The organism is Burkholderia savannae (genome assembly GCF_001524445.2).
GTDB classification, from domain to species: domain Bacteria; phylum Pseudomonadota; class Gammaproteobacteria; order Burkholderiales; family Burkholderiaceae; genus Burkholderia; species Burkholderia savannae.
On record NZ_CP013417.1, the window covers coordinates 2,075,424 to 2,095,815 of the forward strand.

Here is a 20,392-nt window from a genome sequence, read left to right on the forward strand (position 1 = left end):
CGGCCCGGTATCGTTGTGTTGCGGCGGGCGCGCGCCCGTCACGGCGCGCGCCCGCCTTCGCTCATTGCGGCTTGTAGATCGAATCGAACACGCCGCCGTCGGCGAAATGCGTCTTTTGCGCATTGGTCCAGCCGCCGAACGTATCGTCGACCGTGTACAGCTTCAGCTTGGGGAACTGCTTCGTGAGCGCCGCCGGCACGTCCTTCGAGCGCGGCCGGTAGTAATTGCGCGCGGCGATCTCCTGCCCTTCCTTGCTGTACAGGAAGTTCAGGTAAGCCTCGGCGAGCTTGCGCGTGCCCTTCTTGTCGACGACCTTGTCGACCACCGCGACGGGCGGCTCCGCCAGAATGCTCGCCGACGGCACGACGATCTCGAACTTGTCGGCGCCGAACTCCTTGATCGACAGGAACGCCTCGTTCTCCCATGCGATCAGCACGTCGCCGATGCCGCGCTGCACGAAGCTCGTCGTCGCGCCGCGCGCGCCCGAATCGAGCACGCCCGCGTTCTTGTAGAGCTTCGTGATGAAGTCCTTCGCCGTCTGCGCGTTGCCGCCCGGCTTGTGCTGCGCGTACGCCCACGCGGCGAGATAGTTCCAGCGCGCGCCGCCCGACGTCTTCGGGTTCGGCGTGACGATCGACACGCCCGGCTTCACGAGATCGTCCCAGTCCTTGATGCCCTTCGGATTGCCCTTCCTCACGAGGAACACGATCGTCGACGTGTACGGCGACGCGTTGTCCGGCAGGCGCTTCTGCCAGTCCTTGTCGACGATGCCCTTGTTCGCGAGCGCGTCGATGTCGTACGCAAGCGCGAGCGTCACGACGTCCGCCTGCAGCCCGTCGAGCACCGAGCGCGCCTGCGCGCCCGAGCCGCCGTGCGACTGCTTGAAGTTCACCGTCTCGCCCGTCTTCGCCTTCCACGCCTTGCCGAACGCCTGATTGACGTCCTGGTAGAGCTCGCGCGTCGGATCGTAGGAGACGTTCAGGAACGTCGTGTCCGCGAGCGCCGGCGTGAGCGCGCCAAGCGCCGCCGCCGCGCCGAGCGCGAGTGATGCGATGAGACGGCGCGCGCCGCCCGCCAGCCCCGTATTGCGCTTGACCATCCGTTGTTCTCCAAATGTGTGGGTCATGGATTGCGATGTCGGGCCAGTCTAACGAACAGGTTTCATCATTAAAAATAATCGTTCCTCATTTTTTAATACTCAAAAGTGGTAACGACCGCCCGATCGACGGCTATCGCGACCGAAGCGCCGCTGCGACGCAGCCGGATCGCGGCGGAACCGCCGCGATAGCGCCGAACTTCAAGTAACGCTTGAATTTCCTCGGGCACTGTATAAAAATACAGCTCACTGTCTATCCATACAGTCATGCCATGATCAAACTCACCGCCCGTCAGCAGCAAGTGTTCGACTTGATCCGTCGCGCGATCGAGCGCTCGGGGTTTCCGCCCACGCGCGCGGAAATCGCCGCCGAGCTGGGCTTCAGCTCGCCGAACGCGGCCGAGGAGCACTTGCGGGCGCTCGCGCGCAAGGGCGTGATCGAACTGGCGGCGGGCGCGTCGCGCGGCATCCGCCTGCTCGGCCTCGAAGACGCGCCGCACCAGCTGACGCTGCCGCACGCGGCGCTGATGCAACTGTCGCTTCCGCTCGTGGGCCGCGTCGCGGCGGGTAGCCCGATCCTCGCGCAGGAGCACATTTCGCAACGTTACGCGTGCGATCCCGCGCTCTTCTCGAGCAAGCCGGACTACCTGCTGAAGGTGCGCGGCCTGTCGATGCGCGACGCCGGCATCCTCGACGGCGATCTGCTCGCCGTGCAGAAGCGAACCGAGGCGAAGGACGGGCAGATCATCGTCGCGCGACTCGGCGACGACGTCACGGTCAAGCGCCTGAAGCGCCGGCCGGGCGGCGTCGAGCTGATCGCCGAGAATCCCGATTACGAGAACATCTTCGTGAAGGCCGGCAGCGCGGAATTCGCGCTGGAAGGCGTCGCCGTCGGGCTGATCCGCCCGGGCGAGTTCTAAGCGCCTTTCGGCCAGCCGCGGCCCCGCCCGTCTATCCGCCATTCGACTGGATCAGGAGAACCCTATGGAACGCCTCGCCCGCCTGCTGCCCTTCCGCCAATTCGGCCGCCTGCGTCATCTGCGCGGGCGCACGCCATGTGCGCCGCTCGCCGCCGCCGCGCAGCCGCCCGGCGATGCCGACACGCAGCTGCCGTTGTCCGCTTTGCCGGCATTCGCGCGCGTGTCGCTGAACGGTTCGCTCCATCACGCGGAGCCCGCGCGACGCGCGCCGGTGCGCGTCTATCACGGGCCGTCGCGATTCATCATGGTGGGGACGGTCGACGCGATCTGCCGAATGATCGACCGGTGCATTGCCGAGGAACGTTCGTTGACTCAGCAAGGTCTCTGATCTTCCGGGTCCGTCCGTTTCGCCGTGGAGGCCGCTTGAATCCTGCCGTGCGCCCGCAAAAGCGTTTTCTGAAGCCGGTGTCGATCGTCATCGCGGTCGTCGTCGCCGTGTATGCGTATGCGTCGCCGTATCTCGCGCTCAGGCAAATCAAGCAGGCGATCGACTCGCGCGACGCACAGGCGATCAGCGCGCACGTCGATTTCCCCGCGCTGCGGATCAGCCTGAAGCAGCAGCTCACCGACGAATTGATGCGGCGCATCGACGCGCAAAAGCGCGACAATCCGCTCGCGATCATTGGCGCGTTGATCGGCTCGGCGCTCGTCGGCCCGCTCGTCGACGCCTATGCAACGCCCGACGGCGTCGCCGCGCTGTTGAGCGGCTTGCCACCGCGCGCGCAGCCGGGACAGCGGCCGCCCGAATTGAATCAACCGGGTGATCAAACGGCAAGCCTGCCCGCGTCGTCGGCACCCGGCGCGGTTGCCCCGGCAAGCAGCGCCGGCAACTCCGCCACCGCTTCGAGCGGCCCGACGCCCGCGGCAAGCAGCGCCGCAGCGCAAGCTGGGCCGTCGTCTGCGGCAAGCGTGCCCGCCGCCGCAGGTGCGCATCCTGACGCATCGCCGCAGACGAGCGCGCACTACCGGAGCTTCGACGAATTCGTCGTCACGTATCGTCGCGACGACGGTAGCACGCGCTATGCGGCGATATTTCGCCGCAGCGGAGTCTTCGGGTGGAAATTGTCAGCGGTCGATTTGCACGACGATTGAATGTGAATCCGCGCGTCGACCGCCCGCTTCACCAAGCAAGTAGGCCAAGACACATGCCGCGTACATCGCGTATACGCGTAAACCATGTACAGTTCGCCGACCATCCGGTGGGAGCGCCTTGCAGCGGGGAGCCGGAAGTCCGCTCACCTGAATGCCGCGTGCGCTCCCAGACGCACTGGAACCGGTTCTGTCCTTCTACACGCTCAACCGATGCCGGACACCGGCAACGGCCGAAGCAGCGAACACCAGCCTCGGCCGCGCGCGGCCGATTGGCATGTCACCGCCCCGACGCCGGAATGCGTCAGTGCCCGGTCGTCGCCGCGGCCGCTTCCCTCGCGCTTTCCGCCTTCTGCTCGGCGGGCGACGAACACGCGACCAAAATGCTGCACGACACGCGATCGAGCAGTTGCGTGCTGCCGGAGCCCATCCACCACCGCGACAAGCCGCTGCGGCAGCGATGGCCGACCACGACGAGATCGACGTTCAGCTTCGTCGCGAGATTCGCGATTTCGTCGATCGGGTAGCCGAATGCGAAATGCCCCTGTGCCTGCACGCCGCGCTCGGTCAGCCAGTCGACGCCTTCTTGCAGGATCTCCCGTGCGGTTTCTTCGAAGCGGCTGCACGCGACGTCGGTCAGCAGACCGGCGCTTTGCGCAATGCTCGAACGCATGTCGACGACCGACAGCAAGTGCGTCTCGGCCTTCAGCTCGAGCGCCAGATCGGCACCGCATCGCAGTGCCTTGCGGCCCTCGAGCGTACCGTCGTAGCACAACAATATTTTTTTATAACTAGCCATTTTGGTCTCCCTAGTGCGCGACCAGCGCGTGAATTCATCATGCTGCACCGCAATTCCAGATGCAAGCGCTGGAAAACGCTGATTCGCGTTGCACCGCGAACGCGCGATGATGCAATGCAGGAGCCAGCGCCGCCTGCGCCGGGATGAGGCAAGCGCGCTGAAGCAATGCGATCGATGCACTAGAATGGCCCGTTCGTGTCGCACGACTCCAAAATAGATATTCACTTGCCCATGTCCGTCGCACCAATCGATTTTCAGGAAGTCGAGAAACGCTACGACGACAAGCTCGTCGTCAACGGCTTGTCGTTTCATGTGCAGCCCGGCGAATGCTTCGGCCTGCTCGGCCCGAACGGGGCCGGCAAGACCACCACGCTCAAGATGCTGCTCGGCATCACGCATCCGGACGCAGGCTCGATCCGCCTGTGCGGCGAGCCCGTGCCGTCCCGCGCGCGGCATGCACGGCGTCGCGTCGGCGTGGTGCCGCAATTCGACAACCTCGATCCCGATTTCACCGTTCGCGAGAATCTGCTCGTATTCGCCCGCTATTTCGGTCTCACCGCGCACGAGTCCCGCGCGCTCGTGCCGTCGCTGCTCGAATTCGCGAAGCTCGAAAACAAGGCGAACGCGAAGGTGGGCGAGCTGTCGGGCGGAATGAAGCGCCGGCTCACGCTCGCGCGCGCGCTCGTCAACAACCCGGACGTGCTCGTGCTCGACGAGCCGACGACGGGCCTCGATCCGCAAGCCCGACATCTGATGTGGGAGCGGCTGCGCTCGCTCCTCGCGCGCGGCAAGACGATTCTGCTCACCACGCACTTCATGGAAGAGGCCGAGCGTCTGTGCCACCGCCTGTGCGTGATCGAGGAAGGCCGCAAGATCGCGGAAGGCGCGCCGCGCACGCTGATCGAAACGGAAATCGGCTGCGACGTGATCGAGATCTACGGCGCCGATCCCGCACGGCTTCGCGACGAGCTCGCGCCGTTCGCCGAGCGCGCCGAGATCAGCGGAGAAACGCTCTTTTGCTACGTCAACGATCCGGAGCCGATCCACGCGCGCCTGAAGGGCCGCACGGGCCTGCGCTATCTGCACCGCCCCGCGAATCTCGAAGACGTATTCCTGCGGCTGACCGGCCGCGAGATGCAGGATTGAGACAAATGGACACTCGCCACTACTCGCCGTCGCCGGCCGTCGCCCCCCGCGAGCGCGCATCCGCATTCGCGCTCGCGCTGCCCGCGAACGCCACCAACTGGATCGCCGTCTGGCGGCGCAACTATCTCGTCTGGCAGAAGCTCGCGATCGCGTCGATGTTCGGCAACCTCGCCGATCCGATGATCTATCTGTTCGGTCTCGGCTTCGGGCTCGGGCTGATGGTCGGGCACGTCGAGGGCGTGTCGTACATCGCGTTTCTCGCGGCCGGAACGGTCGGCTCGAGCGTGATGATTTCGGCGAGCTTCGAGTCGATGTACTCGGGCTTTTCGCGGATGCACGTGCAGCGCACCTGGGAGGCGATCATGCACACGCCGCTGTCGCTCGGCGACATCGTGCTCGGCGAGATCGTTTGGGCGGCGAGCAAGGCGATGCTGTCGGGCGCGGCGATCATGCTCGTCGCGGGCATTCTCGGCTATGCGAAGTTTCCGTCGATGCTGGCCGCGCTACCGGTGATCGCGCTCGCCGGCCTCGCGTTCGCGAGCCTCGCGATGATCGTCACCGCGCTCGCGCCGTCGTACGACTTCTTCATGTTCTACCAGACGCTCGTGCTGACGCCGATGCTGCTGTTGTCCGGCGTGTTCTTCCCGCTCGCGCAGTTGCCCGAATTCGCGCGGCACGTCGCGCATGCGCTGCCGCTCGCGAACGCGGTCGACCTGATCCGTCCGGCGATGCTCGGCCGCCCGGCGACCGACGTCGCGCTCCATGTCGCGATACTCGTCGCGTACGCGGTGGGCGGATTCTTCGTCTGCGCGCGCCTGTTCAGGCGGCGAATGATGCGCTGACGGGGCCGTGCCGCCCGGTCGGCTCGCAGCGGCGGCGCGCATGCCCGACCGAGCGCCGGGCATGCGGCCTTTCGGAGCGTGCGGCGCTCACGCGCCGCGTCGCCCGGTTGCCGGCCGCGCGGGCTCGAGCGCGACGCTCACTCTTCGTCGTCGCCCCAAGGCATCTCGACGTCGGTCAGGAACGCGACGGTCGCGAGCGGCCCGCCTTCCTGGCGGCCGAGCTTGCCGTCCGCGCGGTGCCATTCGACGCGAAACATGGTGGTCGGGTCGTCGGCGAGCAGATACACGGTGCGCAGTTCTTCCGGATCGGCGTCCTCGACCGGGCCGTCGAACGAAACGAGCATCTTTTGCGGCCACACGCCGTTGAGCGGATCGTAGACGCGCTCGCCCTGCGGAATGTCGATGCTCGCCTCGACGCCGATCGTCGCCGACGCCTCGACGATCATCTTGCCCAGCGCGTTCAGCACGGCGGTCGCGCGCGCGGAGTTGGCCTGGCGAATCGCGAGATCGCCGCGCGTGAGCGCCTGTTCGAGGCGGGGATGTACCTTGTGTTTCGTCATGCGTTTTCCTGATTGCTTCTGCTTCTGAAAATGACGGCCGGCCTCGATTCCGAAACCGGCCCGATTGCTTATGTGCGCGACACGAGGGCGATCGGCGCGCGTGCGGTGCCCTGCCCGCCGCATCCGCAACGGCGTGCGCCGCGCGGCACATGTCGACTGCGGCTCGCCGGCGCGTGATCGGCGATCGCCCGCGGCCCGCCTCCCGAAGCCGATCCAGCATTTCGCCCGGCTTGCCCGCAGACGCGCCCGCAACGGAGGACGCACCGCCTGAGCGCCCGCCGAGCGAACAGCCCGACCGCCGCCGCGACAGTCGCCGTCCGCGTCGCGCTCAGAATCCGAGCGCGACCGCCGCCAGCCCGCCGACCACCCCGAACGCAACGACGAGCGCCGCCACGAGCGTAAGCGTCGTCGGCTTGAACGAGCGCGCGAGCATCGCGAGCGACGGCACGCTGACGGGCGGCAGCGTCATCAGCAGCGCCCCCGCCGGACCGACGCCCATGCCGAGCGACAACATCGCCTGAATGATCGGCACCTCGCCCGCAGTCGGAATCACGAACAGCATGCCCGCCACCGCGAACGCGACGATCCAGCCGATCCCGTTGCCGATGTCCGGCCCGATGTGCGGGAACAACCATGCGCGCGCCGCGCCGAGCAGCAGGACGAGCAGCAGATATTCGGGAACGAGGCGCACGGTCATCCGCGCGAAGATCTTCATCCAGCGCACGAACGCGTTGCCGGCCGCTGCCTGCTCCGCGACGAGCTTCGCGCGCAGCGTATCGTCGATATCCTGCGTCTTCGCGCCCGCGAGGCGGTTGATCAGATAGCCGACGCCGAACACCATCGCGACGCCGAGCACGAGCCGCAGCGCGCTCCAGTGCCAGCCGAGCACGAAACCCATGAACACGAGCGCGGCCGGATTGAGCACCGTGTTGCCGAGCCAGAACGCGACCGCGCCGCCCGGCGACGCGTCGCGCTCGCGCAGGCCCGCGACGACGGGCGCCGCACAGCACGTGCACATCATGCCCGGCAGCGCGAGCAGGCCGCCCGCCGCGACGCTGCCGAAGCCCGTCCCGCCGAGCGCGCGCGCGACCCAGTGCGCGGGCAGCAGCGCCTGCACCGCCGAGCCGAGCAGCAGGCCGAGCACCATCGCCTGCCAGATCGCCTTGCCGTACGCCCACGCGTAGTCGAGCGCCGCCTGCAGCGACGGCTCGGGCGCGTGCGCCGCGGTTCCCATCAGGATCGACTGGCCGATCGAATGATGCTCGGCCGCGACGAACGCCTTGTGATAGTAAGGAAACCACTTGACGTAAAAAAGGCCCGCGACCGCCAGCACGACGAACGTCGCGAGGCCGAGCGCCGGGTGCGGGGTGTAGGAACGGGAACTGTTCATGCTGGTCGCCGTGAATGCGTGTGGTTGTGCGTCGTTGCGCATCGTTGCGAAATGCCGGAAACGGACGAACGCCGCATCGCGCCACGGCGCGGCGGACGGCGGCTCATCGGCGCCTCGATTTCGAATGCGGAATTTCATGTCCGGGTCGGGCGAGCCGGACAGCCGACGGAAAGCGGCGATTATCGCACGTGCCGCGCGATTCTCCGATTGGGGCATTCGCTGCTGCGGCGTGCGTCGCCCGGCAGCACGAGGCCGGGCGGCGGCACGCGACGCGCGCCTGCGGGCCGCCGCCCGAAGGCCGTCACGGCGCGGGGTTCGGCTGCTGCTCGTGGAGCGCGTCGATTTCGGCGAGGATGTCGGGCGAGAGCTTCACGTCTGCGCTCGCGATGTTTTCGCGCAATTGCTCGAGCGATGTCGCGCCGATCAGATTGCTCGTCACGAACGGCCGGCTGTTGACGAACGCGAGCGCGAACTGCGCGGGCGACAGCCCGTGCCGCTTGGCGAGCGCGACGTAACGCGACGTCGCCTGCACCGCGTGCGGCTTGCTGTAGCGCTGAAAGCGCTCGAACAGCGTGATGCGCGCGCCGGCGGGACGCGCGCCCTCTTCGTATTTGCCCGACAGCCAGCCGAACGCGAGCGGCGAATACGCGAGCAGCCCGATGCGCTCGCGATGGCTGAATTCCGACAAGCCGTTCTCGAACGTGCGGTTCAGCAGGCTGTACGGATTCTGGATGCTGACGATGCGCGGCAGGCCGAGCTTCTCGGCCGCGCGCAGGAACCGCGCGACGCCCCACGGCGTTTCGTTCGACACGCCGACATGGCGCACCTTCCCCGCCTTCACGAAGTCGCCGAGGACGGCCAGCGTCTCCTCGATCGGCACCGTGTACGAATCGTCGATCCACGGATACGCGGGGCGGCCGAACGTCGTCGTGCTGCGGTCCGGCCAGTGCAACTGGTACAGGTCGACATAGTCGGTGCGCAGGCGCTTGAGGCTGCCGTCGAGCGCCTCGGTCAGGTTCTTGCGGTCGAACTGGTTGCCCGCGCCGCGAATGTGCGTCGGGTTGTGCGGCTGGCGCGCGGGGCCGGCGATCTTCGTCGCGATCGTCAGCTTGTCGCGCAGCGTCGGCCGCTTCGCGAGCCACGTGCCGAGATGCGCCTCGGTGCGCCCCTGCGTCTGCGCCATCGGCGGCACCGGATACATCTCGGCGGTGTCGATCAGCGTGACGCCCTGGTCGATCGCATAGTCGAGCTGCGCGTGCGCGTCGCTTTCGGTGTTCTGCTCGCCCCAGGTCATCGTGCCGAGACCGATCAAGCTGACTTTGACGTCCGAATTGCCGAGTGTGCGGTATTCCATGCTGAGGTTCCTGTCGCTTCGCGTGCAAAAATTCGAAGCTAACACATCGGCGCGATTGCTTCAGGACGCGCGCGGCGAAGCGACGCCGAGGCTGCGCTTACGGCGTCGACGCGTCGGCGACGCGCATGCGCTCGGCCCTCCCGCGCGGCCGCCCGGCGACCGACGCTCGGCCGACACCGACACCGACACCGACACCGGCACAACACCGGCACTAGCGCCGGCACCTCACGCAACGCATCGCGCGCCGCGCGCCGTGCGCCGGCGCACCGCTCACGCCGGCCGCTGAATGAAGCACGTCGCCGACGCATGCGCGACCACCTTGTCGTCCGGCGTCTTCAGCGTCCCTTCGGCGACGCCGAGACTCTTGGACAGATGGATCACGCGCCCTTCGGCGATGAGATCGACGTCGCGCGGCACCGGGCGCAGCATTTTCACGTGCAGATCGACGGTGCCGTAACCGACGCCCGGATCGAGCATCGTATGCACCGCGCACCCCGTGACCGAATCGAGCACCGTCGCGGCGAAGCCGCCGTGCACGCCGCCGAGCGGGTTCAGATGTCGGCCGTCGGCGCGCGCGGTCATTTTCACGTAGCCGAGCTCGATGCTCTCGGGCCGCATCGGGATCGTCTCGGCGATCGACGCGGCGGGCAAATCGCCCGCCGCTGCGGCGCGCAACAGTTCGAGACCGGACATGGAAAGCGGATTCATCGACACACTCCTCGCTGGGATGCGGAACGCGGCGCGCGTACCGCGCACCATAAAGTTCTGAAAAAGAACTTATAATGGCGCCCATTATTCGCAGACGCTCAACCGCTGTCAACACACGAAGGCGCCGCCGGTTCGAGCGTGCGTTCTATAATCGAACGCACTTTCCCTGCCTATACGGAATCCGATCATGAAATGGGACGACGTCGGCTCGATGCCGTGTTCGGTCGCGCGCACGCTTGCCGTGCTCGGCGACCGCTGGACGATGCTGATCCTGCGCAACGCGTTTCTCGGCCATCGCCGCTTCGAGGCGTTCCAGACGCAGTTGGGACTCACGCGCCACGTGCTCGCCGAGCGGCTCGCACGGCTCGTCGACGAAGGCATCTTCGCGAAGTGCGCATATCAGGACAGGCCGCCGCGCTTCGAATATCGGCTGTCGCAGAAAGGCCTCGATCTCTATCCGGTGCTGCTCGCGCTCACCGCGTGGGGAGACCGCTGGAAGGACGACGGCAACGGCCCCCCCGTCGTGCTGCGGCACCGCAAATGCGGGCACGTGATGCAGCCGGTGATGGTGTGCTCCGAATGCGGCGAGCCGATCGATCCGCGGGAAGTCGAGCCGCTGCCGGGGCCGGGCTGGATCGCGCGGCAAACGGACGAAGTCGAGTGACGGCGGGCGGCGGACGGACGCCGCTGCGTCGACGATGATGTCGCCTGTCGCCTGTCGCTTGCGTGAGCGAAAGCGAGCGCGTGCGATGCGCTCGACGCGCATGCGCACGCTTCGCGACGCGGAACGTGCGCGAAGCGCGCCTGCCCGGGACCGCGCAAACTGGAACAGCAGATAGGCGGCGATCGACCAGACGACGCGCGCGATGTGCGTCAATTGCAGGCCTTCCTGCCGTATCCAGTAGCCGCACCACAGCCCGCCGAGCGAACCGGTTCGTCACGGAGCGCGCACGCACACGCCGGCCACGATTTCAGGCACGCCCTGCGCACCGAAACGACGGGACGCGACACGCATGGAAACGTCGCCGCGCACACGCAAACGAGCATTTGCCACCGATGCCGCTTCGTCCAAGCCGCGTTTCGGCCCAACCGCGACCGCCAACCGCCCAAACAAGCCCCCTGCATCGCCGCCGCCGCGCCGCACCGCGCGCCCGTCGAAGCAGCCGCGCCGCCCGCGCGACAAGCGAAACCCCGAGCAAACTCTTTCGCTTTTGAAAGCAATCCGGGCGATTGAGGTAACATATCGCCTCTTGCACACAGCGACCGCTTCCTGCCGAGCGCGTCCCGCAAGAATTGCCTGGTGCGTGCCGTACCGGAAGGCGCGCGAACAGCTCAGATTCCAAGTCCACTGATTGCACGCCGGCGGCGGCGCCGTCATTTGCAACATCCGCCGTGCAATTTGGATTCCTCATGAAGAATAGACGCAACATCACCTCGTACATCGTGATTGCGATGATCCTCGGCATCGCCGTCGGCTATGGCTGCCATAGCGCGTTTCCGGACCCGCTGATCGCGAAGGAAATCGCCGGTTACGTCTCGCTGCTGTCCGACGTGTTCCTGCGTCTCATCAAGATGATCATCGCACCGCTCGTGTTCGCGACGCTGACGGTCGGCATCGCGCACATGGGCGACACGGGAGCGGTCGGCCGGGTCGGCGTGAAGGCGCTGGGCTGGTTCGTCATCGCGTCGTTCACGTCGCTGCTGCTCGGCCTCATGGCCGCGACGATCCTGCAGCCCGGCAGCCATCTGAGCCTGCCGCTGCCCGCCACCGATGCCGCCGTCAACCTGAAAACGAACTCGTTCACGCTGAAGGATTTCGTGATCCACCTGGTGCCGAAATCGATCGCCGAGGCGATGGCGAACAACGAGATCCTGCAGATCGTCGTGTTCTCGATCTTCTTCGGCACCGCGCTGTCCGCGCTCGGCGACACCGGCAAGCGCCTGACCGGCGTGATCGAGGATCTCGCGCAGGTCATGCTGAAGGTCACGGGCGCGGTGATGTGGTTTGCGCCCGTCGCGGTGTTCGCAGCGCTCGCGTCGACGATCACGACGGAAGGACTCGGCATCCTGCTCACGTTCGCGAAGTTCATGGGCAGCTTCTACATCGCGCTCGCGCTGTTGTGGGGCGTGCTCACGCTCGCGGGCATCGTGTTCCTCGGCAAGCGCACGTTCACGCTGATCCGCCTGATCCGCGAGCCGTTCCTGCTGTCGTTCGCGACCGCGAGCTCGGAAGCCGCGTATCCGAAACTGCTCGACGCGCTCGACCGCTTCGGCGTGAACCGCAAGATCTCGAGCTTCGTGCTGCCGATCGGCTATTCGTTCAACCTCGACGGCTCGATGATGTACTGCACGTTCGCGGTGCTGTTCATCGCGCAGGTGTACGGCGTCCATCTGCCGCTCGGCACGCAGATCACGATGCTGCTTCTGCTGATGCTGACGTCGAAGGGCATGGCGGGCGTGCCGCGCGCGTCGCTCGTCGTGATCGCGGCGACGCTCAACCAGTTCCACCTGCCCGAAGCGGGGCTGCTGCTGATCATGGGCGTCGACATGTTCCTCGACATGGGCCGCTCCGCGACCAACGCGGTCGGCAATTCGATCGCGGCCGCCGTGGTCGCGAAGTGGGAAGGCCAGCTCGGCGACCCGCGCGACGACGCCGACTCCGGCTCGGATGGCGGCATGGCGTCGAGCGAGCCGCCGCGAATCACGGAGCGCGTATAGCGGTGGCCGCTTGCGCGGGCCGGCCCGGCGTCGCCAGGCCGGCCGTCCGTGCAATGCGACGCTCCCGGGCGGCGGCCCGGCGAGCCAATGCGGCGGCACCGCCGCAAGCTCGCCAGGTTCGCGCCGATCACCGTTGGCCGCCCTGAAAACGCGCGTCACGGCTTCAGATCCACGGGATCGCGATCGGCGCAGGCGCAGGAACCGTTGCCCCCGCCCACGTAGCCGAATGCGGCAAACGCAGCATCGGCACACTTCCGCATCTCATTCGGCGACGACGCATAGCGGCCCTTTGCCGTCTCGTCGCGCCGACGTCCAATGCGGACAGCCGCCCTTGCTCGCAGCGCGCCGGCTTGCCGCGGCATCGCGGGCGAGCAGCGCGTCCGCCGAGCCACGCATCGCAGCGTCTTGCGAATTGCTCCGGAAACGAAAAGCCAGACGTGCGCGAGGAACGAGTGAAGACTCGTCTCGCCGCAAGCGGCGTTCATATGCGCACCCACATGCGCGCTCCGCCGGCACATTAGCCGCGGATGGAGGACGCGCCACACGGCACGCCAGCTCGTCGGCCGCATTGAAGTAAAATACCGGGTTGTTCACGCGCCGCCGCGCCATTTCCGTCCCGCCTATGTCCGCCTCGCCTGCCCTCAGCCCACGCCGGGTGTCCGTCGCCCCGATGATGGACTGGACCGATCGCCATTGCCGTTCGTTTCACCGAACGATCTCGCGCCACACGTGGCTCTACACGGAAATGGTGACGACGGGCGCGCTGATCCACGGCGACGTCGCGCGCCATCTCGCATTCACGCCCGACGAAGCGCCCGTCGCGCTGCAACTGGGCGGCAGCGAGCCCGCCGACCTCGCGCATTCCGCGAAGCTCGGCGAACGCTGGGGCTACGACGAAATCAACCTGAATTGCGGCTGCCCGTCCGAGCGCGTGCAGCGCGGCGCATTCGGCGCGTGCCTGATGAACGAGCCGCAACTCGTCGCGGATTGCGTGAAGGCGATGCGCGATGCAGTGTCGATCCCCGTGACGGTCAAGCACCGGATCGGCGTCGACGCAATCGACGACTATGCGTTCGTGCGCGACTTCGTCGGCACGGTTGCCGCGGCCGGCTGCGGCGTATTCGTCGTGCACGCGCGCAACGCGATCCTGAAGGGCTTGTCGCCGAAGGAAAACCGCGAGATTCCGCCGCTCAAGTACGACTATGCGTATCGACTGAAGCGCGACTTTCCTCAGCTCGAGATCGTCATCAACGGCGGCATCACGACGTTCGACGAAGTCGAGCGGCATCTGCAGCACGTCGACGGCGTGATGCTCGGCCGCGAGGCTTATCACAATCCGTACGTGCTCGCCGATGTCGACGCACGCTTCTATGGCGCGACAGCGCCGGCGCCGACGCGCGAAGCAATCGAGGCGAAGCTCGTCGAATACTGCGCGGCCGAGCTCGCGCGCGGCACGTATCTCGGCGCGATCGTCCGGCATGCGCTCGGCCTGTATCGCGGCGTCGCGGGCGCGCGCGGCTGGCGCCGCGTGCTGTCGGACAACAAGCGCCTCGCACGCGGCGATCTGTCGATCTTCGACGAAGCGCGCGCGCACCTTGCAAGCCCGGAAGAATTTTTTGAAAAAAGGGCTTTGCAAAGTTAAACAGCGTTTGTATAATCTCGCTTCTTCGTTGATGCCGCCGCTGCGGCGAATTAGCGGAGAAAAATAGTGGTGGCTGTAGCTCAGTTGGTAGAGTCCAGGATTGTGATTCCTGTCGTCGTGGGTTCGAGTCCCATCAGCCACCCCAGAGTTTCAAAGCAAAACAGGCGCTTCGGCGCCTGTTTTGCTTTCTGCGGCCAGATAACGTCGGAGCGACGCCGCGGATTCGCTTTCCCGGGGATTCGCTTTCTTCACGCAGCCGTGTTCGCCGCTTTCGCCTTGCGCACTCCCTCTTTCGCCTGCATCCCGACGAATGTGCGTTGCCGCCCTCGCCAAGAACATGACGCCATAGTCGCCGGCTTGCCGGCAATCGAACCTCGATCATGATCGCAAAGGCGTGAACCTTCCGAAGTCGCCCGGATGTCGCGTCGGCCTCAATGCACGCATCGCGTGCGAAGCATCGAATCACCTTCATCGCGGGCGACTCGTCGCGCATCATTCGCGCGCCGCCCCCTCATCGATCGAATCTCCGGAAATCCGACGCGCAAAACTCCGACGCTCAAAACGCGAAAGCCCCAACCGCATTACGCAGCCGGGGCCTTCTTTTGCATCAGATCCTTTGGCACGAGGAGAAGATGCCCTTGCAGTATATTCGACGCGCGCCGGGCGGCATGCCGATTCTTTGTGAATATTTGTATCGCCAGTTAAGCACTCTCGTGAAAACCGGTTCGATCGCGCGGATCGATCCGATTCCCGCCTGCGGCGCGCCGCATCCCGCCACCACGGCGCGAACGACGCGCGTCCCGCCCCCGACGCTCCGCCCGAATCGGATCACGCCACGCGCTCGCGCCCGCGCACGATCCGCGGACCGATCGCGCCGCCACGACCGCCGCACGGCCGTCACACGACCATCAAGACCCAAGCCGAATCCCGTCAGACGACGCCCGCGCCCAGCAACTCCCGGTCGACCGCCGATCGCGCAACGGCGAGCGTCTGCTCGATCACCCTGCGCTCGCTGAGCAGCAGCCCGTCGATATGCACGAGCCGCCAGTCGATCATCACCGTGCCGCCCTGCAGCACCCGGTAATGCGCCTTCTCGCCCGCCCACACCTGCTCGGTCTTCACTTCGATCTCGTAGCCCTTGTAGGACTCGCCGAAGTCGCCGATGTCATTGCCTTTCGGTTCCATTTCGCCGCCTCCCGAACCCGGACGGTTCGTGCGCCTGCGTCGTCGCGGGCAAGCCCTGCGGCGCGCGCCGCCTCCGTCAATCGTACGCTTCAGACAGGTAAGCCTTGCCGTCGTCGGTGATGTCGGCCCGGTCCGGGCCGCTCTGATAGACGAAGCCGTCGTTCAGAAGCTCTTCGAGCGCCAGCCGGAAACCCGCCGGCAGCGGCCGGCCGGAGCCGAACTGGTCGATCCATTTCAGCGCTTCGATCGCTTCTGGACTCAGGGTAGGAAACATGGCCCGCCTCCGCCGTCGGTTTCGTTCCATCCTAGCACTTTCGCACATGCCGGGAAAAACGACGCAAGCGGCGCTGGGCCGGCGCGAGAAGCCGCCTCGCGCCGGTCGGGCGTAGCCGAGGCGGCCGCCCGCTCAGAGGCGGGCGATCGATACTTCAGTCGACTTGACGAGCGCCACCACCTCGGTGCCCACCTTCAGCTCGAGTTCGTCGATCGAGCGCGTCGTGATGACCGACGTGACGATGCCGAACGGCGTGTCGACGTCGACTTCGGACACGACGGGCCCGCGGATGATCTCCTTCACCTTGCCTCGGAATTGATTTCGTACGTTGATTGCCGTGATGCTCATCGAGTATTCGCTCCGAATGGTTCGTCTGATTGATCGATGCGACCGGTTCGATCGCGCAGGCGGCGGCGCGAGCGCCGCGCGCCCGTCATACCGCCCAGCGCAATCCGCCCGCGGCGGCCGCGCGGCCGCGCACGCCGTCCGCAAGCGCGGCGGCCGGCGCCGTATTGGCCGCGTCCGCGCCCGTCAGCACGCGTTGCAGCACGCGCTCCTCGAGTGCGGCGAACGTCGCCGACGCGCGTGCGCGCGGCCGCTCGAGCGGCACCGGCTGATCGAACGCGACCCTGCCCGCCTCGATGAGCAGAATCCGGTCGCCGAGCGCAACCGCCTCCTGAACGTCATGCGTGACGAGCAGCGCGGTAAATCGATGTTCGCGCCAGAGGCGCTCGATCAGCGCATGCATCTCGATGCGCGTGAGCGCATCGAGCGCGCCGAGCGGCTCGTCGAGCAGCAGCAGTTGCGGACGGTGAACGAGCGCCCGCGCGAGCGCGACGCGCTGCCGCTGGCCGCCCGACAGTTGCGCGGGCCAGTCGTTCGCGCGCGCGAGCAGCCCGACTTCGTCGAGCACGGCGCGCGCATCGTCCCTCGCGCGCCGCCCGAGACCGAGCATCACGTTCTGCAGCACGGTCTTCCACGGCAGCAGGCGCGCATCCTGATACATGATTCGCGTATCGAGCGCGCCGCCGCCTTCGCCATGCTTGACGAGCGTGCCGGCGCTCGGCGTCTCGAGCTCCGCGACGAGCCGCAGCAGCGTCGATTTCCCGCAGCCGCTGCGGCCGACGATCGCGACGAAGCTGCCGCGCTCGATCGACAGGTCGACGTCGGCGAGCACGGTCCGCTCGCCGTAGCGCTTGCTCACGCGTTGCAGGCGCACCGATGCGTCCGCGGCGCCGTCGCGCGGCGCACGGCGAAATTCGCCGCCCGACGCGAACGGCAGCACGTGCGCGCCGCCGTCGCGCTCCAGCACCGCGGCGTCCTGCGCGTCGCCGTCCGTGGTGCGCGGCTGCGCGAGCTCGGCCTCGAGATCCGCGCCCGCGATCGGGCCATACGTGGCGGCCAGCGTGGTTCCGTTCATGCCTGGGCTCCCGGTTGATACGCGGGGTGCCAGCGCAGCGTCGCGCGCTCGAGCCATTTCGCGAGCACGTCGGCAAGCTTGCCGAGCACCGCGTACAGCAGGATGCCGACCACCACCACGTCGGTTTGCAAGAATTCGCGCGCGTTCATCGTCATGTAGCCGATGCCCGATTGCGCGGAGATCGTCTCGGCGACGATCAGCATCACCCACATCAGCCCGAGCGCGAATCGCACGCCGACGAGAATCGACGGCAGCGCGCCCGGCAGGATCACGTCGCGATAGAGCGCGAAGCCCTTCACGCCGTAGCTCCTCGCCATCTCGACGAGGCCCGCGTCGACCGAGCGGATTCCGTGATACGTGTTGATGTAGACCGGGAAGAACACGCCGAGCGCGACGAGGAAGAGCTTCGCCTTCTCGTCGATGCCGAACCACAGGATCACGAGCGGAATCATCGCGAGCGCGGGGATGTTGCGGATCATCTGGATCGTCGAGTCGAGCGCGACTTCGGCCGCCTTCGAGAGCCCGGTCGCGAGGCCGAGCGCGAGCCCGACGCCGCCGCCGATCACGAAGCCGACGAGCGCGCGCCACGTGCTGACTTTCACGTTCGCCCACATGTCGCCCGATTCGACGAGCGCCCACGCAGCGCGCACGACGGCGAACGGCTCGGGCAGCACGCGGCTCGACAGCGCGCCCGAGCGCGCGGCGAATTCCCACGCGAGCACGAGCGCGAGCGGCACGAGCCACGGCGCGATCGCGCGCGCGGCTTGCCCGGCGCGGCGCACGGCGAAGCTCGGGCTTGAATGCGTCGTTGCCATGTCGATGCCCTCCCCGCTCAGCTCTGGCTCGCCTTCGGCAGATACTGATTGCCGACGACTTCGCCGAACGGCCCCGACAGCGGCCCCGACAGCGGCCCCGTGCGACGCGCGCCGCCGCCCTTGACAAGCGGGAACACGAGCTCGGCGAAGCGGTACGATTCCTCGAGATGCGGATAGCCGGACAGGATGAACGTCTCGATGCCGAGCGCCGCGTATTCGCGCATCCGCGCGGCGACTTGCTCGGGATTCCCGACGAGCGCCGTCCCCGCGCCGCCGCGCACGAGCCCGACGCCCGCCCACAGATTCGGATAGACCTCGAGCTCCTGGCGCGAACCGCGTTTGCCGCCGTGCAGCGCGGCCATCCGGCGCTGACCTTCGGAATCCATCTTCGAGAACGCCTGCTGCGCGCGCACGATCGTGTCGTCGTCGAGCCGGCTGATGAGGCGATCGGCGTCGCGCCACGCTTCCTCTTCGGTCTCGCGCACGATCACGTGCAGGCGGATTCCGAACTTGATCTGGCGGCCGCGCTCGGCCGCACGCGCGCGAATGTCGGCGATCTTCTTCTCGACCGCGGCGGGCGGCTCGCCCCAGGTCAGATAGGTATCGATGTGGTCGGCCGCGATCGCGTGCGCGGCGGGCGACGAGCCGCCGAACCACAGCGGCGGATGAGGATGCTGAACGGGCGGATACAGCAGCTTGCCGCCCTTCGCCTGCAGGTGCTCGCCGTCGAAATCGACGCTGCCGTTCCCGTGCGATTCGGCGAGCAGCTTGCGCCAGATGTGCAGGAAATCGTCGGTGATCGCGTAGCGCGTGTCGTGATCGGCGAAGAGGCCGTCACCTTCGAGCTCGGCCGAATCGCCGCCCGTCACGACGTTGATCAGCAGGCGCCCGTCGGAGAGCCGGTCGAACGTCGACGCCATCCGCGCGGACAGCCCGGGCGACGACAACCCCGGCCGGATCGCGACCAGGAATTTCAGGCGCTTCGTCGCCGGAATGAGGCTCGACGCGACGACCCACGCATCCTCGCACGAGCGGCCCGTCGGCAGCAGCACGCCGTCATAGCCGAGCGTGTCGGCCGCGACGGCGACCTGCCGGAAGTAATCGTAATCCGCGGCGCGTGCGCCCTCGGCCGTGCCGAGATAGCGGCTGTCGCCGTGCGTGGGGATGAACCAAAACACATTCATGCGATGCTCCTGCCTGACTGATCGTGCGAAGAAGTGGGCGGCGGCGCGGCACTCGCGGATGAGTTGGGGAACGCATGCCGCGGCGAACCGCTCGGCTTGCGTGCGCTTTCGCGCGATGGGCGGCCCGGCCGTCTCTGGGGAACCAGTCTAGGGAGCGCGGTTTCGTATAGGAACGATTTTTTTGAGCTTAGGTTTTCCGCTTTCGTGCATAGCGTGCTGCTGCAGCGAATATGGGCGCACGGGCCCCTATAATGTTGCCCAAGTCCCTAACAACCCGGCGCGCGCCGCACGGCGCCGCGCCTTTACGTGACGCTCTCGATGCAGAAAGTGATCCTGCCGTTTCTGTCCGGCTTTCTCGCCGCGCTCTTCTTCCGTGAAGCGACGCTCGCGCTATTGCATACGGCCGGCCTCATCGACGCGACCGGCTTCTCGACCGTGCCATTCGTCCCGCTCGGCATTCCTGAATTCGTCGCGAACGCGATCATGAGCGCGTGCTGGGCGATCCTGATGGCGTGGCTGCTGCGCGTGTCGCCCGAGCGCGCGGCGCCATGGGTGCCGTCGCTCATGTTCGGCGGCATCGTGCTCACCGCCGCGCGCGTGTTCGCGATCGATCCGCTGCGCGGCTTCTGGCCGGCCGGCAACATGCTGCCGCCCCTCGTCGTCGGCTTCGTCGCGAACGCCGTCTGGGGCTGGGGCGCGCTCGTGTTCATGCGAGCGTTCATGTCGGACAACGGCGACGACGCGTGAGCGCCGCCGATCGGGCGCGGCGTTCACCACCGCCGTCGCGCGCCGCGCTGACCGCGCGCGACGCGAAGATCGTCCATCGTTCGACGGACGATCGCGCCGATACCTGAATGGATGGCGGATGGCCGCGGTCGCCGACGGATCGACGTTTCCGCGTCGCGCCGGTCGAAAAAATTCTCGGCGCGTCGGCCGGGGAGCCTTCGGCGAATCGGTTGAATTGTCTTCGACGAGGCGATCGTTCGGATCGATCGTGACGCGCTCGTCGAGCGCCGATCGAATGACCCGCGCCGCGTCGTGCAGCATCGGGCGCGCCGCGCTATGCGCGCGCGGCCCCGCGCATGGCGCGCCCGGAAGCGCGCGGAAACCGCGGAGCGTGCTCGTCGGCGGTCGAGGCCGACGGCCTCCTCGCTTCCTCGCCTTCGCATGCGTCGCCGCGCACCACGCAA

The 20,392-nt window shown here is 67.1% G+C and carries 22 protein-coding genes and 1 tRNA gene; 10 read left to right on the forward strand and 13 right to left on the reverse strand.

Going from position 1 to position 20,392, the window contains the following annotated elements; translation table 11 throughout:
* Positions 1-61: 61 nt before the first annotated feature.
* Positions 62-1,099: a sulfate ABC transporter substrate-binding protein gene (locus tag WS78_RS10125; protein ID WP_059575093.1), complete on the reverse strand. Its 1,038-nt coding sequence runs from the start codon at positions 1,097-1,099 to the stop codon at positions 62-64.
* 92 nt (positions 1,100-1,191) lie between these two features.
* Entirely contained in the window at positions 1,192-1,365 is a 174-nt protein-coding gene (locus WS78_RS10130) for a sodium:proton symporter (RefSeq protein ID WP_082717394.1), read from the reverse strand.
* A gap of 3 nt (positions 1,366-1,368) precedes the next feature.
* On the opposite strand from WS78_RS10130, the gene lexA reads away from it, so the two are divergent.
* The 3 genes from lexA to WS78_RS10145 all read left to right on the forward strand — a co-directional run bounded on the left by lexA (position 1,369) and on the right by WS78_RS10145 (position 3,168).
* Positions 1,369-2,016 (forward strand): transcriptional repressor LexA, encoded by a 648-nt coding sequence (gene lexA / locus WS78_RS10135; RefSeq protein ID WP_038743119.1) that lies wholly within the window; start codon positions 1,369-1,371, stop codon positions 2,014-2,016.
* Between the two features lie 64 nt (positions 2,017-2,080).
* The gene (locus WS78_RS10140) at positions 2,081-2,404 is read left to right on the forward strand and encodes a hypothetical protein (RefSeq protein ID WP_059575095.1); all 324 of its coding nucleotides are present in this window, start codon (positions 2,081-2,083) and stop codon (positions 2,402-2,404) included.
* A gap of 35 nt (positions 2,405-2,439) precedes the next feature.
* Positions 2,440-3,168 carry a DUF2939 domain-containing protein gene (locus WS78_RS10145; protein ID WP_059575097.1) on the forward strand — a complete coding sequence of 243 codons (729 nt, stop codon included), beginning with the start codon at positions 2,440-2,442 and terminating at the stop codon, positions 3,166-3,168.
* 301 nt (positions 3,169-3,469) lie between these two features.
* On the opposite strand, the gene WS78_RS10150 is transcribed toward WS78_RS10145, so the two are convergent.
* On the reverse strand, positions 3,470-3,964 hold the full coding sequence (locus tag WS78_RS10150; protein WP_038743122.1) for a universal stress protein: 495 nt from the start codon (positions 3,962-3,964) through the stop codon (positions 3,470-3,472).
* Between the two features lie 231 nt (positions 3,965-4,195).
* On the opposite strand from WS78_RS10150, the gene nodI reads away from it, so the two are divergent.
* Positions 4,196-5,110 (forward strand): nodulation factor ABC transporter ATP-binding protein NodI, encoded by a 915-nt coding sequence (gene nodI / locus WS78_RS10160; protein WP_038743123.1) that lies wholly within the window; start codon positions 4,196-4,198, stop codon positions 5,108-5,110.
* Between the two features lie 5 nt (positions 5,111-5,115).
* Positions 5,116-5,952 (forward strand): ABC transporter permease, encoded by an 837-nt coding sequence (locus WS78_RS10165; protein ID WP_059575099.1) that lies wholly within the window; start codon positions 5,116-5,118, stop codon positions 5,950-5,952.
* Between the two features lie 137 nt (positions 5,953-6,089).
* Here the strand turns inward: WS78_RS10165 and WS78_RS10170 are convergent, their stop codons facing one another.
* The 4 genes from WS78_RS10170 to WS78_RS10190 all read right to left on the reverse strand — a co-directional run bounded on the left by WS78_RS10170 (position 6,090) and on the right by WS78_RS10190 (position 9,964).
* Positions 6,090-6,512 (reverse strand): hypothetical protein, encoded by a 423-nt coding sequence (locus tag WS78_RS10170; RefSeq protein ID WP_038743126.1) that lies wholly within the window; start codon positions 6,510-6,512, stop codon positions 6,090-6,092.
* A gap of 328 nt (positions 6,513-6,840) precedes the next feature.
* Positions 6,841-7,902 (reverse strand): permease, encoded by a 1,062-nt coding sequence (locus WS78_RS10175; RefSeq protein ID WP_059575151.1) that lies wholly within the window; start codon positions 7,900-7,902, stop codon positions 6,841-6,843.
* A gap of 301 nt (positions 7,903-8,203) precedes the next feature.
* On the reverse strand, positions 8,204-9,256 hold the full coding sequence (locus WS78_RS10180; RefSeq protein WP_038743128.1) for an NADP(H)-dependent aldo-keto reductase: 1,053 nt from the start codon (positions 9,254-9,256) through the stop codon (positions 8,204-8,206).
* A 270-nt stretch (positions 9,257-9,526) separates the two neighbouring features.
* Positions 9,527-9,964 carry a PaaI family thioesterase gene (locus WS78_RS10190; RefSeq protein ID WP_038743331.1) on the reverse strand — a complete coding sequence of 146 codons (438 nt, stop codon included), beginning with the start codon at positions 9,962-9,964 and terminating at the stop codon, positions 9,527-9,529.
* A gap of 187 nt (positions 9,965-10,151) precedes the next feature.
* On the opposite strand from WS78_RS10190, the gene WS78_RS10195 reads away from it, so the two are divergent.
* The 4 genes from WS78_RS10195 (at position 10,152) to WS78_RS10215 (ending at position 14,469) form a co-directional block, all read left to right on the forward strand.
* Entirely contained in the window at positions 10,152-10,628 is a 477-nt protein-coding gene (locus WS78_RS10195) for a winged helix-turn-helix transcriptional regulator (RefSeq protein ID WP_038743129.1), read from the forward strand.
* Between the two features lie 746 nt (positions 10,629-11,374).
* Positions 11,375-12,682 (forward strand): dicarboxylate/amino acid:cation symporter, encoded by a 1,308-nt coding sequence (locus tag WS78_RS10205; RefSeq protein WP_038743131.1) that lies wholly within the window; start codon positions 11,375-11,377, stop codon positions 12,680-12,682.
* 622 nt (positions 12,683-13,304) lie between these two features.
* Positions 13,305-14,324 carry a tRNA dihydrouridine(20/20a) synthase DusA gene (dusA, locus tag WS78_RS10210; RefSeq protein ID WP_059575102.1) on the forward strand — a complete coding sequence of 340 codons (1,020 nt, stop codon included), beginning with the start codon at positions 13,305-13,307 and terminating at the stop codon, positions 14,322-14,324.
* Between the two features lie 69 nt (positions 14,325-14,393).
* A tRNA-His gene (locus tag WS78_RS10215) sits at positions 14,394-14,469 on the forward strand.
* A 785-nt stretch (positions 14,470-15,254) separates the two neighbouring features.
* Here the strand turns inward: WS78_RS10215 and WS78_RS10225 are convergent.
* The 6 genes from WS78_RS10225 to ssuD form a co-directional block, all read right to left on the reverse strand.
* The gene (locus tag WS78_RS10225; RefSeq protein ID WP_038743163.1) at positions 15,255-15,509 is read right to left on the reverse strand and encodes a hypothetical protein; all 255 of its coding nucleotides are present in this window, start codon (positions 15,507-15,509) and stop codon (positions 15,255-15,257) included.
* A 76-nt stretch (positions 15,510-15,585) separates the two neighbouring features.
* Complete coding sequence (locus WS78_RS10230) at positions 15,586-15,783, reverse strand: hypothetical protein (protein WP_038743165.1); 198 nt, start codon at positions 15,781-15,783, stop codon at positions 15,586-15,588.
* A gap of 132 nt (positions 15,784-15,915) precedes the next feature.
* The gene (locus WS78_RS10235; protein WP_006026606.1) at positions 15,916-16,131 is read right to left on the reverse strand and encodes a TOBE domain-containing protein; all 216 of its coding nucleotides are present in this window, start codon (positions 16,129-16,131) and stop codon (positions 15,916-15,918) included.
* A gap of 85 nt (positions 16,132-16,216) precedes the next feature.
* Complete coding sequence (locus WS78_RS10240) at positions 16,217-17,203, reverse strand: ATP-binding cassette domain-containing protein (protein WP_038743167.1); 987 nt, start codon at positions 17,201-17,203, stop codon at positions 16,217-16,219.
* The gene (gene ssuC, locus WS78_RS10245) at positions 17,200-18,018 is read right to left on the reverse strand and encodes an aliphatic sulfonate ABC transporter permease SsuC (RefSeq protein ID WP_038743168.1); all 819 of its coding nucleotides are present in this window, start codon (positions 18,016-18,018) and stop codon (positions 17,200-17,202) included. Before ssuC ends, WS78_RS10240 begins: the two co-directional genes overlap by 4 nt.
* A 17-nt stretch (positions 18,019-18,035) precedes the next feature.
* Positions 18,036-19,202, reverse strand: coding sequence for an FMNH2-dependent alkanesulfonate monooxygenase (gene ssuD / locus WS78_RS10250; RefSeq protein WP_059575103.1), 1,167 nt, complete (start codon positions 19,200-19,202; stop codon positions 18,036-18,038).
* 318 nt (positions 19,203-19,520) lie between these two features.
* Here ssuD and WS78_RS10255 point away from each other — a divergent pair, with 318 nt between their 5' ends.
* Complete coding sequence (locus WS78_RS10255; RefSeq protein ID WP_059575153.1) at positions 19,521-19,949, forward strand: hypothetical protein; 429 nt, start codon at positions 19,521-19,523, stop codon at positions 19,947-19,949.
* The last annotated feature ends 443 nt before the right edge of the window (positions 19,950-20,392 follow it).

What these genes read in the sequence shown, in the direction of transcription:
- WS78_RS10125 (WP_059575093.1), bottom strand. Translation starts at nt 1,099, where the DNA reads ATGGTCAAGCGCAATACGGGGCTGGCGGGCGGCGCGCGCCGTCTCATC.
- WS78_RS10130 (WP_082717394.1), bottom strand. Translation starts at nt 1,365, where the DNA reads ATGACTGTATGGATAGACAGTGAGCTGTATTTTTATACAGTGCCCGAG.
- lexA (WP_038743119.1), top strand. Translation starts at nt 1,369, where the DNA reads ATGATCAAACTCACCGCCCGTCAGCAGCAAGTGTTCGACTTGATCCGT.
- WS78_RS10140 (WP_059575095.1), top strand. Translation starts at nt 2,081, where the DNA reads ATGGAACGCCTCGCCCGCCTGCTGCCCTTCCGCCAATTCGGCCGCCTG.
- WS78_RS10150 (WP_038743122.1), bottom strand. Translation starts at nt 3,964, where the DNA reads ATGGCTAGTTATAAAAAAATATTGTTGTGCTACGACGGTACGCTCGAG.
- nodI (WP_038743123.1), top strand. Translation starts at nt 4,196, where the DNA reads ATGTCCGTCGCACCAATCGATTTTCAGGAAGTCGAGAAACGCTACGAC.
- WS78_RS10165 (WP_059575099.1), top strand. Translation starts at nt 5,116, where the DNA reads ATGGACACTCGCCACTACTCGCCGTCGCCGGCCGTCGCCCCCCGCGAG.
- WS78_RS10170 (WP_038743126.1), bottom strand. Translation starts at nt 6,512, where the DNA reads ATGACGAAACACAAGGTACATCCCCGCCTCGAACAGGCGCTCACGCGC.
- WS78_RS10175 (WP_059575151.1), bottom strand. Translation starts at nt 7,902, where the DNA reads ATGAACAGTTCCCGTTCCTACACCCCGCACCCGGCGCTCGGCCTCGCG.
- WS78_RS10180 (WP_038743128.1), bottom strand. Translation starts at nt 9,256, where the DNA reads ATGGAATACCGCACACTCGGCAATTCGGACGTCAAAGTCAGCTTGATC.
- WS78_RS10190 (WP_038743331.1), bottom strand. Translation starts at nt 9,964, where the DNA reads ATGAATCCGCTTTCCATGTCCGGTCTCGAACTGTTGCGCGCCGCAGCG.
- WS78_RS10195 (WP_038743129.1), top strand. Translation starts at nt 10,152, where the DNA reads ATGAAATGGGACGACGTCGGCTCGATGCCGTGTTCGGTCGCGCGCACG.
- WS78_RS10205 (WP_038743131.1), top strand. Translation starts at nt 11,375, where the DNA reads ATGAAGAATAGACGCAACATCACCTCGTACATCGTGATTGCGATGATC.
- dusA (WP_059575102.1), top strand. Translation starts at nt 13,305, where the DNA reads ATGTCCGCCTCGCCTGCCCTCAGCCCACGCCGGGTGTCCGTCGCCCCG.
- WS78_RS10225 (WP_038743163.1), bottom strand. Translation starts at nt 15,509, where the DNA reads ATGGAACCGAAAGGCAATGACATCGGCGACTTCGGCGAGTCCTACAAG.
- WS78_RS10230 (WP_038743165.1), bottom strand. Translation starts at nt 15,783, where the DNA reads ATGTTTCCTACCCTGAGTCCAGAAGCGATCGAAGCGCTGAAATGGATC.
- WS78_RS10235 (WP_006026606.1), bottom strand. Translation starts at nt 16,131, where the DNA reads ATGAGCATCACGGCAATCAACGTACGAAATCAATTCCGAGGCAAGGTG.
- WS78_RS10240 (WP_038743167.1), bottom strand. Translation starts at nt 17,203, where the DNA reads ATGAACGGAACCACGCTGGCCGCCACGTATGGCCCGATCGCGGGCGCG.
- ssuC (WP_038743168.1), bottom strand. Translation starts at nt 18,018, where the DNA reads ATGGCAACGACGCATTCAAGCCCGAGCTTCGCCGTGCGCCGCGCCGGG.
- ssuD (WP_059575103.1), bottom strand. Translation starts at nt 19,202, where the DNA reads ATGAATGTGTTTTGGTTCATCCCCACGCACGGCGACAGCCGCTATCTC.
- WS78_RS10255 (WP_059575153.1), top strand. Translation starts at nt 19,521, where the DNA reads ATGCAGAAAGTGATCCTGCCGTTTCTGTCCGGCTTTCTCGCCGCGCTC.